The organism is Acinetobacter sp. YH12096 (assembly GCF_013419215.1).
GTDB lineage: Bacteria > Pseudomonadota > Gammaproteobacteria > Pseudomonadales > Moraxellaceae > Acinetobacter > Acinetobacter amyesii.
The window spans coordinates 25,349-45,618 of the sequence record NZ_VPAM01000015.1 but is presented as its reverse complement, the minus strand read 5'-3'; the positions used below and the strand labels follow the sequence as shown (position 1 = coordinate 45,618).

Annotated in this window: 15 protein-coding genes; 5 read left to right on the top strand and 10 right to left on the bottom strand. The window is 40.1% G+C overall.

Going from position 1 to position 20,270, the window contains the following annotated elements:
* Nucleotides 1-3 precede the first annotated feature (3 nt).
* From bfr to FTU36_RS08420, 3 genes are all read right to left on the bottom strand, one after another.
* The gene (gene bfr, locus FTU36_RS08430) at nt 4-468 is read right to left on the bottom strand and encodes a bacterioferritin (protein WP_067762676.1); all 465 of its coding nucleotides are present in this window, start codon (nt 466-468) and stop codon (nt 4-6) included.
* 346 nt (nt 469-814) lie between these two features.
* On the bottom strand, nt 815-1,789 hold the full coding sequence (rlmF, locus tag FTU36_RS08425) for a 23S rRNA (adenine(1618)-N(6))-methyltransferase RlmF (RefSeq protein WP_180073180.1): 975 nt from the start codon (nt 1,787-1,789) through the stop codon (nt 815-817).
* 353 nt (nt 1,790-2,142) lie between these two features.
* Entirely contained in the window at nt 2,143-2,931 is a 789-nt protein-coding gene (locus FTU36_RS08420; RefSeq protein WP_180011991.1) for a hypothetical protein, read from the bottom strand.
* A 190-nt stretch (nt 2,932-3,121) separates the two neighbouring features.
* Here FTU36_RS08420 and FTU36_RS08415 point away from each other — a divergent pair, with 190 nt between their 5' ends.
* Nucleotides 3,122-4,444, top strand: a complete 1,323-nt coding sequence (locus tag FTU36_RS08415) for an ISNCY family transposase (RefSeq protein ID WP_180117435.1) — start codon at nt 3,122-3,124, stop codon at nt 4,442-4,444.
* Between the two features lie 357 nt (nt 4,445-4,801).
* Nucleotides 4,802-5,863, top strand: coding sequence for an SDR family oxidoreductase (locus FTU36_RS08410; RefSeq protein WP_373683069.1), 1,062 nt, complete (start codon nt 4,802-4,804; stop codon nt 5,861-5,863).
* Between the two features lie 93 nt (nt 5,864-5,956).
* On the opposite strand, the gene FTU36_RS08405 is transcribed toward FTU36_RS08410, so the two are convergent.
* Both FTU36_RS08405 and omp38 read right to left on the bottom strand, forming a co-directional pair.
* Nucleotides 5,957-8,134 (bottom strand): TonB-dependent siderophore receptor, encoded by a 2,178-nt coding sequence (locus FTU36_RS08405; protein ID WP_180117469.1) that lies wholly within the window; start codon nt 8,132-8,134, stop codon nt 5,957-5,959.
* A gap of 431 nt (nt 8,135-8,565) precedes the next feature.
* The gene (gene omp38 / locus FTU36_RS08400) at nt 8,566-9,615 is read right to left on the bottom strand and encodes an outer membrane protein Omp38 (RefSeq protein WP_180009167.1); all 1,050 of its coding nucleotides are present in this window, start codon (nt 9,613-9,615) and stop codon (nt 8,566-8,568) included.
* A gap of 377 nt (nt 9,616-9,992) precedes the next feature.
* On the opposite strand from omp38, the gene FTU36_RS08395 reads away from it, so the two are divergent.
* The 3 genes from FTU36_RS08395 to FTU36_RS08385 all read left to right on the top strand — a co-directional run bounded on the left by FTU36_RS08395 (nt 9,993) and on the right by FTU36_RS08385 (nt 12,460).
* Nucleotides 9,993-10,514: a GspH/FimT family pseudopilin gene (locus tag FTU36_RS08395; RefSeq protein ID WP_180009169.1), complete on the top strand. Its 522-nt coding sequence runs from the start codon at nt 9,993-9,995 to the stop codon at nt 10,512-10,514.
* Nucleotides 10,515-10,627: 113 nt separating this feature from the next.
* Nucleotides 10,628-11,803: a thiolase family protein gene (locus FTU36_RS08390; protein ID WP_180114308.1), complete on the top strand. Its 1,176-nt coding sequence runs from the start codon at nt 10,628-10,630 to the stop codon at nt 11,801-11,803.
* 207 nt (nt 11,804-12,010) lie between these two features.
* Nucleotides 12,011-12,460 (top strand): VOC family protein, encoded by a 450-nt coding sequence (locus tag FTU36_RS08385; RefSeq protein ID WP_180117433.1) that lies wholly within the window; start codon nt 12,011-12,013, stop codon nt 12,458-12,460.
* 69 nt (nt 12,461-12,529) lie between these two features.
* Here the strand turns inward: FTU36_RS08385 and FTU36_RS08380 are convergent, their stop codons facing one another.
* The 5 genes from FTU36_RS08380 to FTU36_RS08360 form a co-directional block, all read right to left on the bottom strand.
* Complete coding sequence (locus tag FTU36_RS08380; protein WP_168379542.1) at nt 12,530-13,015, bottom strand: DUF934 domain-containing protein; 486 nt, start codon at nt 13,013-13,015, stop codon at nt 12,530-12,532.
* Entirely contained in the window at nt 13,008-14,651 is a 1,644-nt protein-coding gene (locus FTU36_RS08375; protein WP_078194255.1) for a nitrite/sulfite reductase, read from the bottom strand. The genes FTU36_RS08380 and FTU36_RS08375 overlap by 8 nt, the downstream gene beginning before the upstream one ends.
* 265 nt (nt 14,652-14,916) lie before the next feature.
* Nucleotides 14,917-17,322 carry a glucose/quinate/shikimate family membrane-bound PQQ-dependent dehydrogenase gene (locus FTU36_RS08370; protein ID WP_180005117.1) on the bottom strand — a complete coding sequence of 802 codons (2,406 nt, stop codon included), beginning with the start codon at nt 17,320-17,322 and terminating at the stop codon, nt 14,917-14,919.
* 170 nt (nt 17,323-17,492) lie between these two features.
* The gene (locus tag FTU36_RS08365) at nt 17,493-18,731 is read right to left on the bottom strand and encodes a carbohydrate porin (protein WP_257223104.1); all 1,239 of its coding nucleotides are present in this window, start codon (nt 18,729-18,731) and stop codon (nt 17,493-17,495) included.
* A gap of 216 nt (nt 18,732-18,947) precedes the next feature.
* Nucleotides 18,948-20,069 carry a CaiB/BaiF CoA-transferase family protein gene (locus FTU36_RS08360; protein ID WP_180005119.1) on the bottom strand — a complete coding sequence of 374 codons (1,122 nt, stop codon included), beginning with the start codon at nt 20,067-20,069 and terminating at the stop codon, nt 18,948-18,950.
* Nucleotides 20,070-20,270: the final 201 nt, after the last annotated feature.

The following is a 20,270-nucleotide window of genomic DNA, read 5'->3' as shown; positions in this document are numbered from 1 at the left end:
AATTTACATTTGAGACTGAATATAGTTTGGTAAGCCAATCAGTTCGATCAAACGCATTTGCTTTTCAAGCCAGTAAGTATGATCTTCTTCAGTATCTGACATTTGCTGACGTAGCATGTCACGGGTCACATAGTCACCTTTTTCTTCACACAATTTTACGCCTTGTGCTAGTTTCTCACGAACATGATATTCAAGCGCCAAATCCGCTTTTAAACAGGTCACAACGTCTGTACCGACTTCAATATCATCACGATTCATATTCGGCGTTCCTTCAAGGAACAATACGCGACGAATCAATGCATCTGCATGTGAGCCTTCTTCTTGGCTTTCATGATCGATACGTTCAAAGATTTTGCTCAGGCCCCAATCTTCATACATACGGGAATGAATTAAGTATTGATCACGAGCAGCCAGTTCGCCACCGATCAGCATATTTAAGTAGTCTACGACTTCTGGATTGCCACGCATTTTCTTCACTCCATACCCTTTTCAAATATTATGGACAAGTTTCAAAATGAATGCAAAATATAATTTTTGTAAGTTTATGATTTATATAAAATTTAAATGATAAACATACGCATTTGCAGTTCAATTCCGCGCATTTTTCACATATAAAAGAAGCCCTTGCAGAAAATTTAAGGCATTTAGAACACGAAATAATCAAAAATCGCTAGATGCTGTTTTTTGTAACAATTAACAATGCGTCTTGTTTAGCAAAAATTCGCCGGATTGATCCAAGACGCCATACTTGCAATGCCTCGCCTCTATTCATGGAATAGTGCACTGATGACCCAAATTTCCAAAGAAGACAGACTTAAGCTGAAGTCCAACGTGCATTGTTCCATGCTTGCTGCTGCTTTGAATCTAAAAAAGTCCAAGCGACAAAACGGCTTTCTTTTTGTCCCTGAGTCATTTTAATAGTTTTCACATCCACTGCGCCGCTCTTCGCTAAGGCCTTTAAAAGCACTGGCAATGTTGTTTTCTTGGAAACTAGTGTACTAAACCAAAGGCATTGCTCTGCAAACTGAATGCTCTCTTGCACCATTTGGCAGACAAATCGTTCTTCGCCGCCATCACACCAGAGTTCGTTTTTTTGACCTCCAAAGTTTAACACCACCTTGGTACGATCAACCGGCTTGCCCAGTTTTCTTAATTTTTGCGTTGCTGTCGCGTTGGCTTCATCTTGCGAGGCATGAAATGGCGGATTACACATGGTCAAATCAAAACGATCTGAAGGTTTGATCACACCATTGAAAATATTGCTCGCTTTTTTCTGCAATCGAATCTGAATACCTTTACGCAGATTCGGATTTGCCTCCACAATAAATTGGGCACTTTTAACCGATGCAGCATGAATGTCTGAGCCGACAAATTTCCAGCCATAGCTTCGATGACCAATGATCGGATAAATACAGTTCGCGCCAACGCCAATATCTAAGACTTGAACGGTGTTTCCAGCTGGAATCAGACCTTTATTGTTAGCACTCAACAAGTCAGCCAAATAGTGGATATAGTCCGCTCGCCCCGGAATAGGCGGACAAAGATAATCTTGAGGAATATCCCAATATTGAATGCCATAAAAATGCTTGAGCAATGCTTTATTCAACATTTTCACAGCGTGCGGATCAGAAAAATCTACCGATAAATCGTTATATTTATTTGGGCTGACAAAAGGTGCAAGTTCCTTACAGCTCTTGATTAACTGAGGAAAATCGTAACGACTACGGTGCAGATTTCGTGCATGTAATTCCGACTTTTGCTGCGGAAAAGATTTCTTTGCTTGCGCCATATGTATGCCAATATTCAACGGGAGAACAGAATCATCTGATAAGGCAGGATATCTACCTGCAAATTAGTTGATATTGTACGTGAATTTACCCCCCAATTGCTCCCCCAACCTGTTATTTGTCTTTCTGCAAATCAATAACCACGTGGACATCTATTCTTATTTAATCTGTACATTTTTGGTTGCTATAGCATTAGATTTCATTAAAAAAACCGTGGAAGATGAAGAATCAACAAAAAAGCCCAATCTGTGATGATAGGGCTTTTCATATCAGCATAAAATAATGATTTATATGAAATAAAAGTTAGTATTCGTATAGCGTGTATTATGTTAATTTTAGGGGAACTTAATATTCATTATCCATCTAAATCAAATATATCTAGAGAATCAACATACGGTAAGATCATATAATTATGATCTGATAAATGTCGTTTCAACCTACTACTAGTTTCTTGATTATAAGAATAAATGTTATCTAATTCTTCGAAGAGAGAATCCAGTTTCTCTAAGGTAAAGCTTGGCTTCTTGATAAAAAATAATAAACTCGCACCTAAGCCAACATATTCTAGATCAAAATTCTTATCCAAATATTGGATTAAACTGAAAGATTCAAAAGGAGATAGATCACAACTAAAATATCCATTGAGCTGTGCTGCAAATTTTTCATGATCATTTTCAGAATTAACTAATTTAATTTGAATAACTTCATCTAAAATTTTTTCAGGCTGCTCATTAATTTTTAATAAAACAGATAGGTCTTGATCACTATAATTAAATTTTCCATGTAGATCATGAATGTTCACCTTATTTTCAGATCTTAATAATTGATCAATATGATACTTAACCTGAAATGGCAGGGTGTTGTCATAGCTTATATCTTCATCTTCACCCTCTTCAATAATTTCCGATGTATCAAAATAAAGTCCATCTCCCATCGAAGCATGCATAGACGTATATTCACACTGTCCTATATCTTCTAAAAGCATTAACACTTTCTTAGGAGCATTTTTTGCTTTAATTTCTAAATACAAATTGAGAACATCTTTCCAAGATTTAGATTCACTAATTGTTGCAAAACACAACAATTCTTGAGCCTCATCACTTAAAAGGGGATTTGCTTTCTTTTCGATATTAAGTGTAGTCATAAGATTTTTAGAAAGTTAACTGAAGCCAAGAATTATGTCAGATCTCCTCCATTTAACATAATGGCTGTTATACGAAATGAAAATGTAAGCCCAAAGTAGAAATGTCCGGTTTCTCCAAAGTAAAAATGTCCGCTTTTAGAATATGCGCTTTTGCAATTTCCTTAGCGGACGGTTTGATATGTTGGTGTCTATGTCGGATAAAGAACTTAAACGATTGTCGGTCTTGCAAGAAATCTGTGATCAACGTATAACTCAATCCCAGGCTGCTCAGCTACTTCATATCTCAGAACGTCAGATCAGACGCTTACTGCAGAAATACAAAGCTCAAGGTCCCGCTGCATTAGCCCATGCCGGTCGTGGCCAAATCAGCAATTCTAAACTTCCTGAAGAACTCAGACTTAAGTGTCTCAATATTGTTTCAGATCAACTTTATGGTTTCGGACCCACTTTAGCGCATGAAAAGCTCACCACTGTTCATGGATTTGATATTTCAGTGGAAACACTACGTTCTTGGATGATTGCAGCCGATTTATGGATCCCTCGCTGCAAGCGCCTGAAACGACCATATCAGCCTCGTTATAACCGAGATTGTTATGGTGAATTGATCCAAATTGATGGCTCACACCATGATTGGTTTGAAGGCCGTTCTGCCAAGTGCTGCCTACTGGTATTTATCGATGATGCCACAGGAAAATTGCAGCATTTACGCTTCTGTGCGTCAGAGTCAGCCTTTGACTATATGATTTCGACACGTTTATATATCGAACAGCATGGTAAGCCATTGGCATTTTACAGTGACAAACATTCAGTTTTTAGGGTGAATCAAAGTAGCAAGAAAGACACCAAGATTACCCAGTTTGGACGTGTTCTGAGCACTCTCAATATCGATATCATTTTCGCTAACTCCCCTCAAGCCAAAGGTCGTGTGGAACGTGCCAACAGAACCCTTCAGGACCGTCTGATCAAAGAGATGCGCCTGGAAGGCATCGGTTCGATTGCAGAGGCCAATATATGGTTACCCTGCTTTATTGAGCAGTTCAATCAGAAGTTCGCCAAATGTGCGCGAAACTCAAAGAACCTGCATCGGCCATTAAGCGAATCTGATCTTGAACTGGATGATATTTTTACCTGGCAGGAACCGCGTAAGGTCACCAAGAATCTGACCCTGACCTATGACAAGTGTATTTATATGCTTGAACCGACAGAGCTGAATCATAAGCTTGTTGGGCAATACATTTCATTTCTGGAGTACCCGGATGGTACTGTGGCAATTATGCATGAAGGACGGAAGATCAACTATAGCGTCTTCAATAAACTGGCTGGACTACAGCAGAATGAAGTGGTTGAGAATAAAAGATTAGGTTCGGTCCTGGCCCATATCCAGCAGCAACATGAGGAATTGGAGAAACAGAATAAACGTTCCCGTCTCAAGAAAAGTATGCCGAGTCGTAAAGCTCAGAAAGTTGTTATTGAACAAAGAAATTTAAATCCTGTGCTTGACTCTTGTAGTTAAAAACAGGACATTTTAAATGGTTTATCGCATAGACATTTTAATTGGTGAATAACAGAAGAAGCCTAGACCTAAGATCTAGGCTTTAAATTAAAGCTCACAAGTTAGATATGACTCTTTGTCCATTTATTTATGAGATTTTGCGCCCATAATCATAAGAATATGCATCTATCCAACACTCATCCCATCTGAGCATTTTTAAGATCAATAAAAAATCACTTTTGTAGCGCTCTCATGAGATTTCTGCTGAATTTAGAGCACATTAAACTCAATAATAAAAATATATTTTTTCAAATTAATCAAAGACAAAACTAAATATTCTCAATATGATAAAAAATGCGTCAATTAAAGTTGAAGAACATGAATACCAAGACAACACCGATACTCGTTACAGGCGCCACAGGCTATATTGCCAGCTGGGTCATTAAAAATCTGCTTGAACAAGGACATACAGTTCACGCCACCGTACGCGATCTGAATAAGAAAAAAAGCTTTGCTCACTTAGAGAATATCGCAAACCAAAGTACTGGCACATTCAAACTGTTTGAAGCCAATTTACTTACACCGCATGCCTTTGATGAAGCCATGCAAGGCTGTGAAATTGTGATCCATATGGCATCCCCTTTTGTAGTGACCAACTATAAAGATGCAGTAAAAGATATTATTGAGCCTGCGGTAATAGGCACAGAAAATGTATTAAACAGCGTCAACCAAACAGAATCTGTAAAACGCGTGGTGGTGACATCCAGTATTGCTTCAACTTATGGCGATGCGATCGACATTAAGCAAACAGCAAATAACCAATTTGATGAGTCTCACTGGAACACCACCAGCTCTGAAACCCATCAGCCCTATCCATATTCAAAAGTCATGGCGGAGCGCAAAGCTTGGGATATGCAAAAAGCACAAAACCGCTGGGAACTGGTTTGTGTCAACCCAGCGCTGGTTCTTGGCCCTTCACTAACTGCGATGACCAAGTCTGGCAGCGTTGAAGTGCTTGAGCAGTTTGCTAACGGTATGACCCTCGCAGGTGTACCGCCGATGTGGAATGGCATTGTAGATGTCCGTGATGTTGCGGATGCACACTTGCAAGCAGCCTTTAACCCAAATGCAAAAGGCCGTTATATTATCAGCGGCGGCACGCTCAGCCTGCTGGAAATGGGCAAAATTCTGCGCCAGCACTTTGGTCCAAAATTCCCCTTCCCGCGCAACCAGTTGCCTAAAGCCGCATTTAAATTGTTTGGCCCGCTGGCAGGTTTTTCCAAGTCTTTTGTTGAGCTGAATATGGGTTTTCCAATCTACTTCAATGCCGACAAAAGTAAGTCCGAGCTAGGCATCAGCTACCGCAATATTGAAACCAGTCTTGTTGAGCATTTTCAGCAGCTGCTGGATGATGGTGTGGTGAAGCAATATATTCCCTAAATTAGACATTCATTAAGCTAATAACTTGCTCAATTAGTTTGAAAAAAAGCCACCTTAAATAGGTGGCTTTTTGAATTGACGTGTATTGGTTATTTAAAAGTCGAATGTTAAGCCAACTTTATAGGTACGTGGACCACCCACTAAGGCATAGCCTGAGTTAAATGTACCTTCCCAATATTTTTCATCAGTCACGTTATCAATATTCGCTAAGAACGTTGTGTTCACACCACCTAATTGAGTTTTATAGCGCGCACCAAGATCTAAAATTGTGTAGTCTGGCAGTTTAAGTGTATTGGTTTCATTTAAGTACTGTTCACTCACGTAGTTTGCACGTGCATTGACATTCAAACCATCCACATACGGCACTGCATAATCCAAGCTGAGTGTTGCGGTAAAGTCAGGAATACCATATACCGTATTACCTTGATTAGTTACGCCACTTTTCACCGCTGCTTTGGTATATTCAGCATCAATATACGCCAAACTACCCATCAGATTTAGTCCTGTATAAATCTCTCCAGAAAATACCCATTCGACGCCACGTGAACGTGTTTCTGCATCATCTGTTGTGATTTGATTAACACTACTGCCGGTAATTCCATCAGAATAATCAGAAGACATCGTCGATGGTTTTTCAATTTGATACAGTGCAAATGTATTTAACCAACTACCTGTTTGATATTTAGCACCCAATTCATATTGTTTGGTTTGGAATGGCGCAAAGGTGACATTATTGTTGGCATCTGCAACGTTATTCACCGTTACACCTTCAGAAAGACCTTCAACATAGTTTACATAAATAGAAATATTCTCACCAAATGGTTTAACCACAATACCTAAGCTTGGGGATATTTTATCGTCTTGATAGCCTGTTTTTTTCTGTAAATTCTTGGTGTCGATATCTTGATAACGTGCACCAACAATAAATTGTAACTTATCATCCAACATTGAAATCTGATCAGATACCGTATAGCTAGTATATTTATTATCTAAATTCGGTTTAACCACTGGGTACGCAGAAGGCATTCCTACAGTCTTATCAGGATCATACAAATTAGTTGAATTAATTTTCTCTTGTGTTGCCGCAACATGCTGATCTGTTTCTTTGGTCAAATAATCAGCTCGAACATTTACAGCATGTTTTACAGCACCTGTATTAAACTTATATTGGAAACCTGTATTGGCTGATGTAATCGACTCAGATGACCCTGTACGATAGTACTGTGAAGTAGCATGACCATCAGCTTGCCCTACGATAAGACGCGTACCAAAAATGTGTCCGCTATAGGCCTTTTCAATATACCCTACACCCGCATACACATTTAAATCAGGCGTGAATGCATATTCACCACTTAATCCTACAAACTCACTATCTGTATGACCTTCTAAATTACTAAAATAATTGGTATCGCCTTTAGGCGCATCAAGTACGCCATTATAGATATGACCATGTGCATCTTTCACGCCGAACGCGGCCATTGCAGGTGACCCACCATTACGATCATCACGTACCGCATAGGCATCAAAATTAAGTTTTAACTTATCCGTTGTATAGTCTGCAGCAATTGCACCTGATGCATGTTTATCTTCCATGCCTTCAATAATGTGCTCACCTTGACCATAAGCACCATTCACACGTAGACCAAATTCTTTTTCAGCACCAAAACGTCGCGAAACGTCAAAACCTGATTGGTAAAAACCACCTTCTTCCATTGAAGCTGAAACTTGAGTTTTTTCTTTATCTGCACGCTTAGTTTTGGCAATGACAACACCACCCACTCCACCTGCAGGCGACATACCTGCAACCAATGCATTCGGACCTTTTAAAACCGTTACCGAATCTAAAAATTCAGTTGGTACACGCCCATAAGGTGCCATACCATACATACCATTCAATGCAATATCATCATGATTAACATCAAAACCACGTAGGTTAAAGTTTTCATTCAAGTGGCCTTGATTGGTGGTAATGCGGATACTTGCATCATTTCTCAGCACTTCACCCACGGTGGTCGCTTGTTGTTCTTCAATTAACTTTTCACTATATGCAGCAACGCTAAATGGCGTATCAACAATTTTTTGATTTCCCAGTGCACCAAGGTCTGTTTGCGCTTTCAATTTTCCATTTGCAAGCTGCTTTTCGGCTGGCACCTCAACTTCAATCGTCTCAAGTACCGTTGTATCCGCTGCAAGCGCAGAAGTAGCCCCTCCAACACCGAGTAGCACTATAGTTATTGAACGTACTAAGTGTGTTTTTGCAAAATTATTCATCATTTCAAGATTAGTTTTATTTGAATAATAATCATTATTATATTTAGAATAATTCTCAACTTCATCATGAATCCCGATGATTATATTTTTTTAATGAGAAATATAAATATTAATTTTTTATAAATTGTAGATAAGACAAATGTAAATAATTGTTTATTATTGATTTTATAAAAAAATAAATACAATCTGTGTATGTTCAATTAAAGCTCTTAGGCAAACAAATGATTAATTAACATACAAATAATTTGAATTTTTACATGCTTTATTGCCTTTGAATAGATGTATCCATTTACATCCTACGATTATTCAAAAGTTAATAAGGCATTTTGGTTAGTGCCTTTTAGCCAAATTTAAGTCTCTTTTTTAATTTTTTGACATAAAAAAAAGCGACTCAAAAGAGCCGCTTTTTTCTAACCGAAGTTAAACTCAAATTATTGAGCTTGACCAGGTTGAGCCACTACAGTACGGCTACCAGAAATCGTAGCGAATACGCGACGGTTCATAGCACGACCTTCTTTAGTGTTGTTGTCAGCGATTGGTTGATCCCACGCGAAACCTTGAGTAGATAAACGAGCTGGGTCAACGTTGTATTCGTTAACAAGCGAAGATTTAACAGAGTTAGCACGAGCTAGTGATAAACGTTCGTTTAGAGCACGTGGACCAGTGTTATCTGTGTGACCTTCGATGTTAGCTGTAGCATTAGGGTATTCGCCTAATTTTTCAGCTACTTTAGCAATTTCAGGTTTGTATTGATCTTTGATGTTTGATTTGTTTGTATCAAAGAACACACGAAGTTCCATGTTAAGATCTTCAGTCAACTCTTGAGGAGCTGGAGCAACTGGAGCAACTGGAGTTACAGGAGCAACTTCAACTACAGGAGCAGCAGGTTTCAAGTGACCGCCAAGAACTACGTTAAGACCAGCTAAAGCTGTATAGTTCCAGAAATCTTCATCGATGTTGTAAGTAGCACGAGCTTCAGTACGTAGAGATAAAGCATCGTTTAAGCGCCAGAAAGCACCAAGACCTGCATTACCTAAAGTACCTTCTTCAGTAGTACCACGGTCAGTGCCAGCACCACGAGCATTTACGTCGTCAAATTTGTATTTGTAGTGACCAGCACCTAACAATACATATGGCTTAACTTTGCTGTCATAGTTTTTAGTGATCAAATCAGAAGTAGCATAGAAGTTACCGTTGATTTGAGTTTGTTTGTATTCGCCGAAATCAACGTCTACATCACCTTTCACTTGGTTATATTCAGCTTCGAAACCTAACCATGGAGTTAATTCAACACCAAGTGCTGCACCAACAAACAAGTCGTCTTGTAGCTCAGGACTTTCAGTTAAGTTGCCACGGCTGTTGTTGTGTTGAGAATCTTGGAAAGTGTAACCAAGCATTAATGGAGTAACAGTTACGCCTGCGTTTGCAGCTGCTAAAGGAGCAGCTACGAGCATTGCTAATGCAATACGACTCATTTTCATGGATTTATCCTCCAGAGATAACAATTGTTGTTCAAGCTCAAGCCGAAAAATTGGCTATCCTGAGATAGGCTTTCTTATACCCCAGTTTTTTTTTAAGCTATTTACGCTGAATCATACAAACACTTTATTCTTTTTCCAAGTGCTTGATTAATCTAATCAAGTAAATTATTGACAAAATTACTTACAATTTCCGTTGTAATTCGGTAAATTTTTACTCAATTTTGAGCAGTGAATCGCCTATTGTCACTTGCTATTTTCATTTTAACAGCTTTATCTAAAATTGAGTAATAAAATTCTATACTCAAAATTAATATCGCCATTAAAAACACATATAACATTAGACATATAAAAATAATATTAAATTTTGGATTAAATCAATGCTTTACAATAAAGAAACCGGCTTTACGTTATTTGAACTTTTGGTCTCAATTGCGATTATGGTCATTATCGTGACGATAGCTTTACCACATTTCAACAATTTAATGGCGCAGCGAGAAGCGAATAACATCAAATTGACTATTCAGAATCACAATGCATTCGCACGGGCTCAGGCCACTATTTATCATTCCAATATTGTGATTTGTCCTAGTCTTAACTTTAAACTTTGCCAACCTAACAACTGGAACAGTGGTCTGATCATATTTATTGACAGTAATAAAAACCGTCAAGTCGACGCAAATGAAAAAATATTGCTGCAAGATAAACTCAATTTAAAATATGGCGATCTGTCTTGGCGTGGGACTTTACACATTCCGAGCCTAACCTTTCAGGCTAGCTCCGGTTTACCCAATGGTTCAAATGGTAGTTTCTACTACTGTTCGAAATCAACGCTTCAACCGATCCGAGCAGTCTTAAGTCGAATGGGACATTTACGATTTGAAAACCCAACCAGTTGCTAATTTGAGAACCGGTGAGTCCAAAGCAGCCTTTTAAATTTGCTTTATTCCTGTTCAATTTTACTTATACTGCTGACGTATTCAAAAATTAATGTATAAGAAAATGGAGACATGTAATGACTGATATCGTCATCGTGAATGGTGCCCGTACAGCAATGGGTGGTTTTCAAGGGAGTTTAGCCGCTGTCACTGCACCAGAATTAGGCGCAGTTACGATTAAAGCAGCCATCGAACGCGCGGGTTTACAACCGACAGATGTTGAAGAAGTCATTATGGGCTGTGTGCTTCCGGCTGGTCTGAAACAAGGTCCTGCCCGTCAAGCGATGCGTAAAGCCGGTCTTCCAGATTCAACTGGTGCCGTAACCATCAACAAGCTGTGTGGTTCAGGTATGAAGGCCGTGATGCAAGCGGCAGATATGATTAAGGCAGGTTCGGCTCAAGTCGTGGTTGCAGGTGGTATGGAGTCAATGACCAATGCGCCGTATGTATTGACCAAAGCACGAGCTGGCTACCGTATGGGCCATGGTGATGTTAAAGATCATATGTTCTTAGATGGCCTAGAAGATGCAGAAACGGGCCGACTCATGGGTTCTTTTGCGCAGGATATGGCAAATACCAAAGGCTATACACGTGAACAAATGGATGACTTCGCCATTCGCTCGCTTAAACGTGCACAAACTGCAATTACTGAGGGTTATTTTGCTGACGAAATCGTGCCTGTCACTGTTTCGAGTCGTAAAGGCGATGTGATTATCGATAAAGACGAACAGCCTTTTAACGCCAATATCGAAAAAATTCCAACGCTGCGCCCTGCTTTTGCTAAAGATGGAACGATTACCGCTGCCAATGCAAGTTCTATTTCTGATGGTGCGTCTGCTTTAGTTTTAACTTCAGCAGATCAAGCTTCAGCAAAAGGTTTAAATCCGCTCGCAAAAATTGTGGCTTATGCATCAAATTCACAACATCCATCCGAGTTTACCATTGCACCTGTAGGCGCAATTCAAAAAGTTCTAGATAAATCGGGTTGGAATGTTGCTGACGTAGATTTATGGGAAATCAATGAAGCTTTTGCCATGGTCACGATGTGCCCTATTGATGAATTTAAATTAGATGCTGAAAAAGTAAATGTCAACGGTGGTGCTTGTGCGCTTGGACATCCAGTTGGTTCTACCGGTTCACGTATTATCCTAACGCTGATCCATGCATTAAAACGTACTGGTGGTAAACGTGGTATTGCAGCGCTATGTATTGGTGGTGGTGAAGCGACTGCTGTGGCTATTGAATTGCTTTAATCCTCTGCTGTCTCCCTTCACAAAGGGCGATTTAGAGGGAATATTCTTTAATCCTCCCCTAACCCCTCCTTTAATAAAGGAGGGGGACTGAAAACCCCTCTGTAAGAGGGATTTTTTATGCTTACATTTTAGACATAAATTATTCACATACAGGTCAGCAAAGGCTCTTAAAATAAATGTCGACATAATAAAAAATGGATGACCATTATGCAGCTCAATCACTACTTGAATTTTCAAGGCAATACCGAAGCAGCCTTTAATTTTTATCGCTCTGTATTTGGTGGAGAGTTCCTCAATGTGATGCGTTATGGTGAAATGCCTGCTGAGGAAGGCATTTCACTATCCGATGCAGAACTGCAAAAGATTATGCATATTTCCCTACCGATCAATGAATTTAACGTGCTGATGGCCTCAGATGTCAACGAACAATTCTGTGCGCAATCCAATCAACCCTTTACCTTAGGCAGCAATCACTATATTTCGATTAATTTAGAAAGCAGTGAACAAGCTGAAGCCAAACGATTGTTTGATGCATTGTCCAAAGGTGGCTCTATAGAAATGCCTCTCGAAAAGACCTTTTGGGGTGCACTCTATGGCGCATTTACCGATCAGTTCGGTATTAAATGGATGGTCAATTGCCAGCTTAAAAATGAATAATCACTCATTAAAAGTATTTCGATCAATAAAAAAGCCTCCGAATGGAGGCTTTTTTATTGATCGAGGTACTTAAGCACCAGTTTGATAATGCGCTTGCGGCACTGCAGTTGAAGCTTGATATGGATTGGTAAAATCACCTAAGCCAGCAGCAGCTTCAGCAATATCTTTACCTTCTTTCACTACAAAAGTATCGAAACCTGAACGCTTCATGTAGTTCAACACATCTTTGAATACATCACCTGTTGCACGTAGCTCGCCTTGAAAACCTTGGCGACGTAACAACGCAGCAAATGAATAGCCACGACCATCGTTAAAACCAGCAAACTCGATAAAGATTGCATCTAACTGATCAAGCGGGAATTCATTGGTTTCAGGTGAAGCATCCACCGTTACGAAAAGTGCTTTTTTACCAGACACATTCGCAAGTTGATCTAACTGCTCAACTGTTAAAACCACGTCACCTTGTGGCAACACACCATCTTCACCAATGACTTGGTAAGTATTGTCTGCAATCGAGCCATCTTTAGAGAGGACTTGTAGTGCTGTATTAAGCATATGCACGCTCCTTAAATGGTTGGATGCCAACACGGCGGTAAGTATCAATAAACTCTTCGCCTTCAGCACGAAGGTCTAGATAAGTATTTAAGATCTCTTCGATGATGTCAGGTACAACTTCAGCTGCAAATGATGGGCCTAAGATGTCACCAATCGATGCATCATGATCGGCATTACCACCTAAAGTGATTTGATAGAACTCAGCACCCTTTTTGTCTACACCTAAAATACCGATGTTACCAACATGATGGTGACCACACGCATTCATACAGCCAGAGATGTTTAGATCCAATTTACCTAAATTGTAAATGGTGTCTAAGTCATCAAAACGACGTGTAATGGCTTCAGAAATTGGAATCGATTTCGCGTTCGCCAATGAACAGAAATCACCACCAGGGCAGCAAATGATGTCGGTTAAGAAACCGATATGCGCACGTGCAAGATTGTGTTGATCAAGGATCTTCCATAGATCAAACAAATCTTTTTGCGGTACATCTACAAGCGCAATATTTTGCTCATGTGTGGTACGGAACTCACCAAAGGTATATTTATCAGCCAAGTCAGCAATTAGGTTCATTTCTTCAACGGTCATATCGCCCGGTGCAATACCCGCACGTTTCAAAGAAATCGTAACGATGCGATAACCTTTGACTTTATGTGCATTGGTGTTGATGTTGAACCATTGTTTAAATTTCGGCTCTGCGGCAAATTGCTCTGCGAAGTCTTCATCTGCATAATCTTGGTAATCAAATGGTGTGAAGTTCTCATCCATTTTCGCCAAGGTATCAGCATCAATTTTTAACGTTTTGATGGTATGTGCAAATTCAGCTTCCACTTTCTCTGCAAATACTTCTGGTGTTAATGCTTTCACCAAAATTTTGATACGCGCTTTATATTTGTTATCACGACGACCGTGTAAGTTGTATACACGAAGTACCGCTTCTAAATAAGCAATCAAATCTTCACGTGGCAAGAAGTCACGAATAAAGCTACCAATCACTGGTGTACGGCCTAAACCACCACCAACTTTGATTTTATAGCCAATCTCGCCTGCTTCATTTTTCACGATATACACACCGATATCATGGAAAGACGTTGCCGCACGATCAGTTTCTTCCAGTGCTGAAACTGCAATCTTGAACTTACGTGGCAAGAAAGCGAATTCTGGGTGGAAAGTTGACCATTGACGAATCAATTCACACGTTGGGCGTGGGTCAGCAATTTCACCCGCAACCACACCTGCATATTGGTCAGTAGTTGTGTTACGAATACAGTTACCCGAAGTTTGAATCGCATGCATTTGAACAGATGCGAGCTCTTGTAACATATCAGGCACATTTTCTAGTGCAGGCCAGTTAAACTGAATGTTTTGACGAGTAGATACGTGCGCATAACCACGGTCATAGTCCTGAGCCAATGACGCAATTTTACGTAATTGTTTAGAATTCATCAGGCCATAAGGTACTGCAATACGTAGCATCGGTGCATAACGTTGTACATAAAGGCCGTTTTGAAGACGCAGTGGACGGTATTCATCTTCCGTCAATTTACCTGCTAAATAACGTTCCGTTTGATCACGGAACTGTGCAACACGTTCATTAACCAGTTGCTGGTCAAAATCAGTATATAAATACATGGCGTACAGCTAGTAATTTCTATTATAACAATGCACAGCATAACGAGATTTTATCTATCAAGAAAATGCGTTTTTTACATATTTAATAGCGATTTTATTGATAAGACTGTCGCAATTTCACTGATATAGCGGAATTCGATCATTTATCTTTTATTTATTAATATATTGAATTATTTTTCCATTACTTAGCATAAATTTACATAAAGAATTCCAGCCAATAAAAAGCCCGATAAATCGGGCTTTTTACTTAGCGATGTAAAATCACTTATTTTTTATCTGGCAAAGCATACGCAACAAGGTAATCACCAAGTTTTGTACCAAATGAACCATGACCACCAGCCATGATCACAACATATTGTTTACCATTTGCTTCATAAGTCATTGGAGTCGCTTGACCACCTGCGGGTAGACGACCTTCCCACAAAGTATCACCATTCGTTACATTGATTGCACGGATATAGTTATCTTGTGTTGCGCCTACAAACATGACATTACCAGCAGTCGAGATTGATCCACCAAGACCCGGTACACCAATTTTCACAGCAGGTAATTGGAACAATTTCGGTAAACTGTCACGAATTGTACCTATACGTTTTTTCCAGACTACTTCATGTGTATTTAAATCTACACCTGCAGTAAAGCCCCATGAAGGTTGTTTACAAGGTAAGCCAAGTGGTGACAAGAAAGCTTTGATTTCCACACCATAAGGCACGCCATACATCGGTTGCACGCCTTGTTCAGTACCCGCACCTTTCGCAGTTTGCTCACGGTTTGGATCTGTAGGAATCAACTTAGTGACAAATGGCAAGCCAATTGGGTTCATCACAGCAACTTGACGGTCTTGGTTCACCGACATACCACCCCATTCGAATACCCCAAGGTTACCTGGGAATACCAATGTGCCATTTTCAGAAGGTGGTGTATAAATACCGTCGTAGTTTAATGATTTGAAATACACACGACACATCAACTGGTCAAACATAGTGGCACCCCACATTTGTTTATCAGTCAATTTATCTTTTGGTGCTAAATCAAAATCAGAGAACGGTTGAGTTGCAGAATAATGCTCACCTTTAGTTTGTGGACCACGTTTTACAGTTTGTGGAACCGCTTTTTCGGTGATTGGCACAATCGCTTTACCAGTACGACGGTCAAGGACGAATGCATTACCTGTTTTGGTTAAGACATAGATCGCAGGAACAGTATTACCTGATTTATCTTTGATATCTGCCAATGAAGGTTGTGATGGTACATCCATATCCCACAAATCATGATGTGTGGTTTGGAAGTTCCAAATCAATTTACCAGTCGATGCATTAATCGCAAGCATTGAGTTTGCATAACGTTCATCTAAAGGCGTACGGTGACCACCGAAGATATCCGGAGTACCCACACCTGTTGGAACATAGACGATATCTAATTTTTCATCATATGCTAAAGGTGCCCATGCGTTTGGAGAAGCAACAGAGAAGGTTTTTCCTTCGCCAGGCATAGCATTCGGGTCTTGTGCACCCGTATCAAAGATCCATAATAATTCACCAGTATTAACATCATAACCACGGATGACACCAGATGGCTCTTTAGTCGAGAAGTTATCAGTTGTTGAACCGCCAATCACAATGGTTGTGCCAGTAACCACTGGAGGTGAAGTTGGGATATAACCGCCCGGATACGGATAAGGCATATCTTTTTGTAGATCGACTTCGCCGTTATGACCAAAATCACTACATGCTTTACCTGTGTCAGCATTGACTGCAACCAAACGACCATCATTTACAGGCAAGATCACTTTGCGCGGACATTCAGTTGAAGTCGAGCGTTTGTTCTCTAAGCTTTTTGCAAACTGAGTGGTATTTGCAGCGTCAAAATAAGACACACCACGACATGTTAAATGTTGATAGGTATTGTCCGCTTTAAGTTTAGGATCGAATGCCCATTTTTGTTTACCTGTCGCAGGATCAAGTGCAATTAAACGTTGGTGAGTTGTACACATAAACATGTCATTGCCGACTTTAATCGGAGTGACTTGGTTTGTGGTTTCACCTGAGTCATTTTCTGTTGGTAACTCACCTGTACGGAAAGTCCATGCTACTTCTAAATCTTTAACGTTGTCGCTATTGATTTGGGTAAGTGGAGAATAACGTACACCACCTTGTGTACGACCATAGGCAGGCCAATCTTCAGGAGCAATACCCTCAATCGCTTTGGCAGTTTGAGGTTGTGCATTTTTAATTTCACCGTTAATTTCTTGCGGATCATTAAAAATTGAATAGATCATTACGATAATCGCAATCACCAGTGTGCCTGATAATGCAATTTTCGCCGTTTTGCCATTTTCCATGCCGCGTGTCACGGCAGGAATCAGTAACCAAAGGCCCAATAAGCCTAAAATATCAAAACGCGGTGCAAGTGCCCAAAAGTCAGAACCTGCTTCCCAAAGTCCCCAAATCACTGTACCCAGCATCAACGCTGCATAAATGTATAAAGAACTGTTTTGAATTTTTCTTAAGTATATTGCTGAAGCCAGCATTAACAGGCCGGCGATTATGTAGTACCAAGAACCGCCAAGGACTGCCAGCCAGATACCACCAATCAATAGAACTAAGGCGAAAATTGCCATCACAACGACGGTAAAAGTTCGCATCCCAGTTCCAGTAGATGGGTTGCTCATGTTGACCACCTCTATTGTCGAATGTTGTATTTGGTGCGTGAAACACATTCAACACACCACCGTTTTTATGTCGCAAAGAGAAGTTGTTACAAAAACAATTCAAGGGAAAATATCGTAATTTTTCTCAGAATTACCGAATTGCTTTTATAAGAACTCTAATTTGACATCAATTAAAATGCTGTTTGAAATTTGATACCGCCGACCCACGCATTCTCACCATTTTTGTAAGCACCGACGTGACGGATATATTGAATATTTGGACGAATAGTCAGCCAGTTTGCTGCATGAATACCGTAGTAAATTTCTGCGTCATACTCTTCACTTTGTAGACCGCGTGCATCAACGCTGTTATTGGCAATATTGGCATCATTCACATCATCATTGATACTGATACGACCCAAACCAATCGCAATTTCATCCTGAGGACGTGCATCGAATGCACCTTTGTAGACCAAGCCAATGTTTTGCATATCACTCACATTATTGGTGTCTGAGTCATGCACTGTGACATTTACAAAACCACTCAAACCACGTGAGGCATCGTCTTTGTGTACTGTCAGTTGTTGTTTCGCCACAATCCAACCACCTTGATGGTGATCTTTTTCATTTATTGGGCTATCAATGACATCGGCATCAGCGCTACTGTAGTAGTAACCTGCACGGTATTCACCCGGTAGCTTTTGTGTCCCCACTTTTGGAGTCCACACTACTTCAGCAGGAATAATCGCACCCTTAGAACCATCGGTACTCAAGTTCCAACCTTTACCACGTTTTAGATTTTCAGGGTTGTATTCATAAACCCCGACTTGTGCGTAGAGTTCAGGCTGAATGTTATATTTCACGCGAGCAGCCCATTGGCTGACTGGCCAGTTGTACCATTGGTCACCGACCCAGTTACCCACTTGTGAGCCACAAAGTGCTAAGTTTTGAAAGTCACAGTCAAAGCTGTTGAAATCTTCACCTTCACCGAAACGACCGACTTTAATATCTAATTTTTGGTCTAAGAATTTTTTCTTGATCCAAAAATCAGTCAAACGCCAAGTTTGACCACGACCCCACACTTCTTGTGTTGCACTTAAATGACCATTTAATGCATCTGAAGTTTGAGACAATGAACGACCATTACGTTCAGTGATATTGATTTGCGCTTCGGTATCTTTCCAACCCGCAATTTTTTCTAAATCGAGATGTGCCCCAATCGCGAATTGGTCCGCATATTCAGTGCCATGACTTGAAGCATGCTTTGCATCTAACAAAGTAGCTAATTCGCCACCATAACTAAAACTAAAATCGTAACCTTTCTGTTGAAGCGCTGTTCGTTGACCGTTCCAATCACCGAACATCCATGGGCTTTCAGAACTGAAAGCATCTGCAGCAGTTGCCGCTTGGGTTGCTGAACCCGCAAGCATTATTCCGAGGCTAAGATATAAAGATCCAAGTTTACTCACAGCTATTTTCATTTGGAGACCTATATACCAATTGTGTTAATAGTTCATATAATACTCTCACATTTGTATAATTTATTTATTTTTTTGTTAACAACTCTCAATATTTACATAGATGTTTATCTAATTAAGAGATTTTAAAGGTTTTATTGTTTAACTTATCACCTTTTTTTATACCATTCATAACCAATTATCCGCACCTAAAGTTTTACCCACATGGGTATAAATCAATGCTGATCTAGAAAATTTAATCGGACATGCCAGTTGAGTTTGTGTCATTGTGTCGCCTTCTTGTAGCGGAACTTCAACACACCAATGCCGCTCTTGGGCCAATTGTGAATTTAGAGCTTCGTCCAAACTTAAAACTGGTTCCACACAGACATCTTGAGAGGCAAAAATCTTTTTCCACTCAGCCCATGTTTTGGTTAGTATTTTTCGGGCAATTGCATGCTTAATTTCAGTCTGGTCTTGCGGATCAAATGACATGCCTTGCGTCGCTAAAGCGGGTAAATCTAGAATTTGCGCCAATCCATGTAAAAACTGCGGCTCTAGACCACCTATAGACAGATAACGACCATCTTGAGTTCGATAATAGTCATAGAAACTTCCGCCATTCAGATGTGCAGTTTCTGCCGCGGTTACCGCATTGGCAGCCAATACGCCAGCTGCAGCCATATTGTTCAATGCGACGGCACAATCGGTCATGGAAATATCAATATATTGCCCTAAACCGCTACGGTAACGCTCAATCACCGCAGCTAAGATGCCAGTAATTGCATGCATTGATCCGCCTGCGACATCGGCGATTTGAATCCCCATCGGTGGCGGGCCACTATCTTGGCGTCCGCTATGACCTGAAATGCCTGATAAAGCCAAGTAATTGATGTCATGCCCTGCGCGGTCTTTGTAGTGCCCAGTTTGACCATAACCCGTAATCGAGCAGTAAATAAGTCGCGGATTAATTTCGGCCAAATCTGCATAATCCAAACCCAGGCGTTGCATGACACCTGGACGAAATTGTTCTACGACGACATCAAAATCTGAAATTTTGGCTTTGATCAATTCAATACTTTTCGGATCTTTTAAATCTAATGCGATGGATTGTTTATTGCGATTTAAATAACTATGCGCTGTGGCTTGCCCATTGGCATAAGGTGGCATCAAACGAACTAGATCGGGACGCGTCGGTGACTCAATATGCACAACTTCCGCACCCATGTCAGCCAAATACAAGGTCGCAAATGGCCCTGGGAGTAATATCGAAAAGTCGAGTACTTTCAATCCTTTTAAAGCAGCTTCCATGGATATTTTTCTCTAATTGTGTAGATTTTTTATCCATGGTAGAAATATAAAATGATTAAAACAATGTCATGTTCAGCCATTTACCTTGATAGTTTCGGCAATTTACCATGTAAAAATGGCAAAACCGCTGTTGTAAATTGCCATGATTTCTTTTTTTAGCGTCATTTAGGTCAAACATTTGTGAACATTAAAGAGACTGAA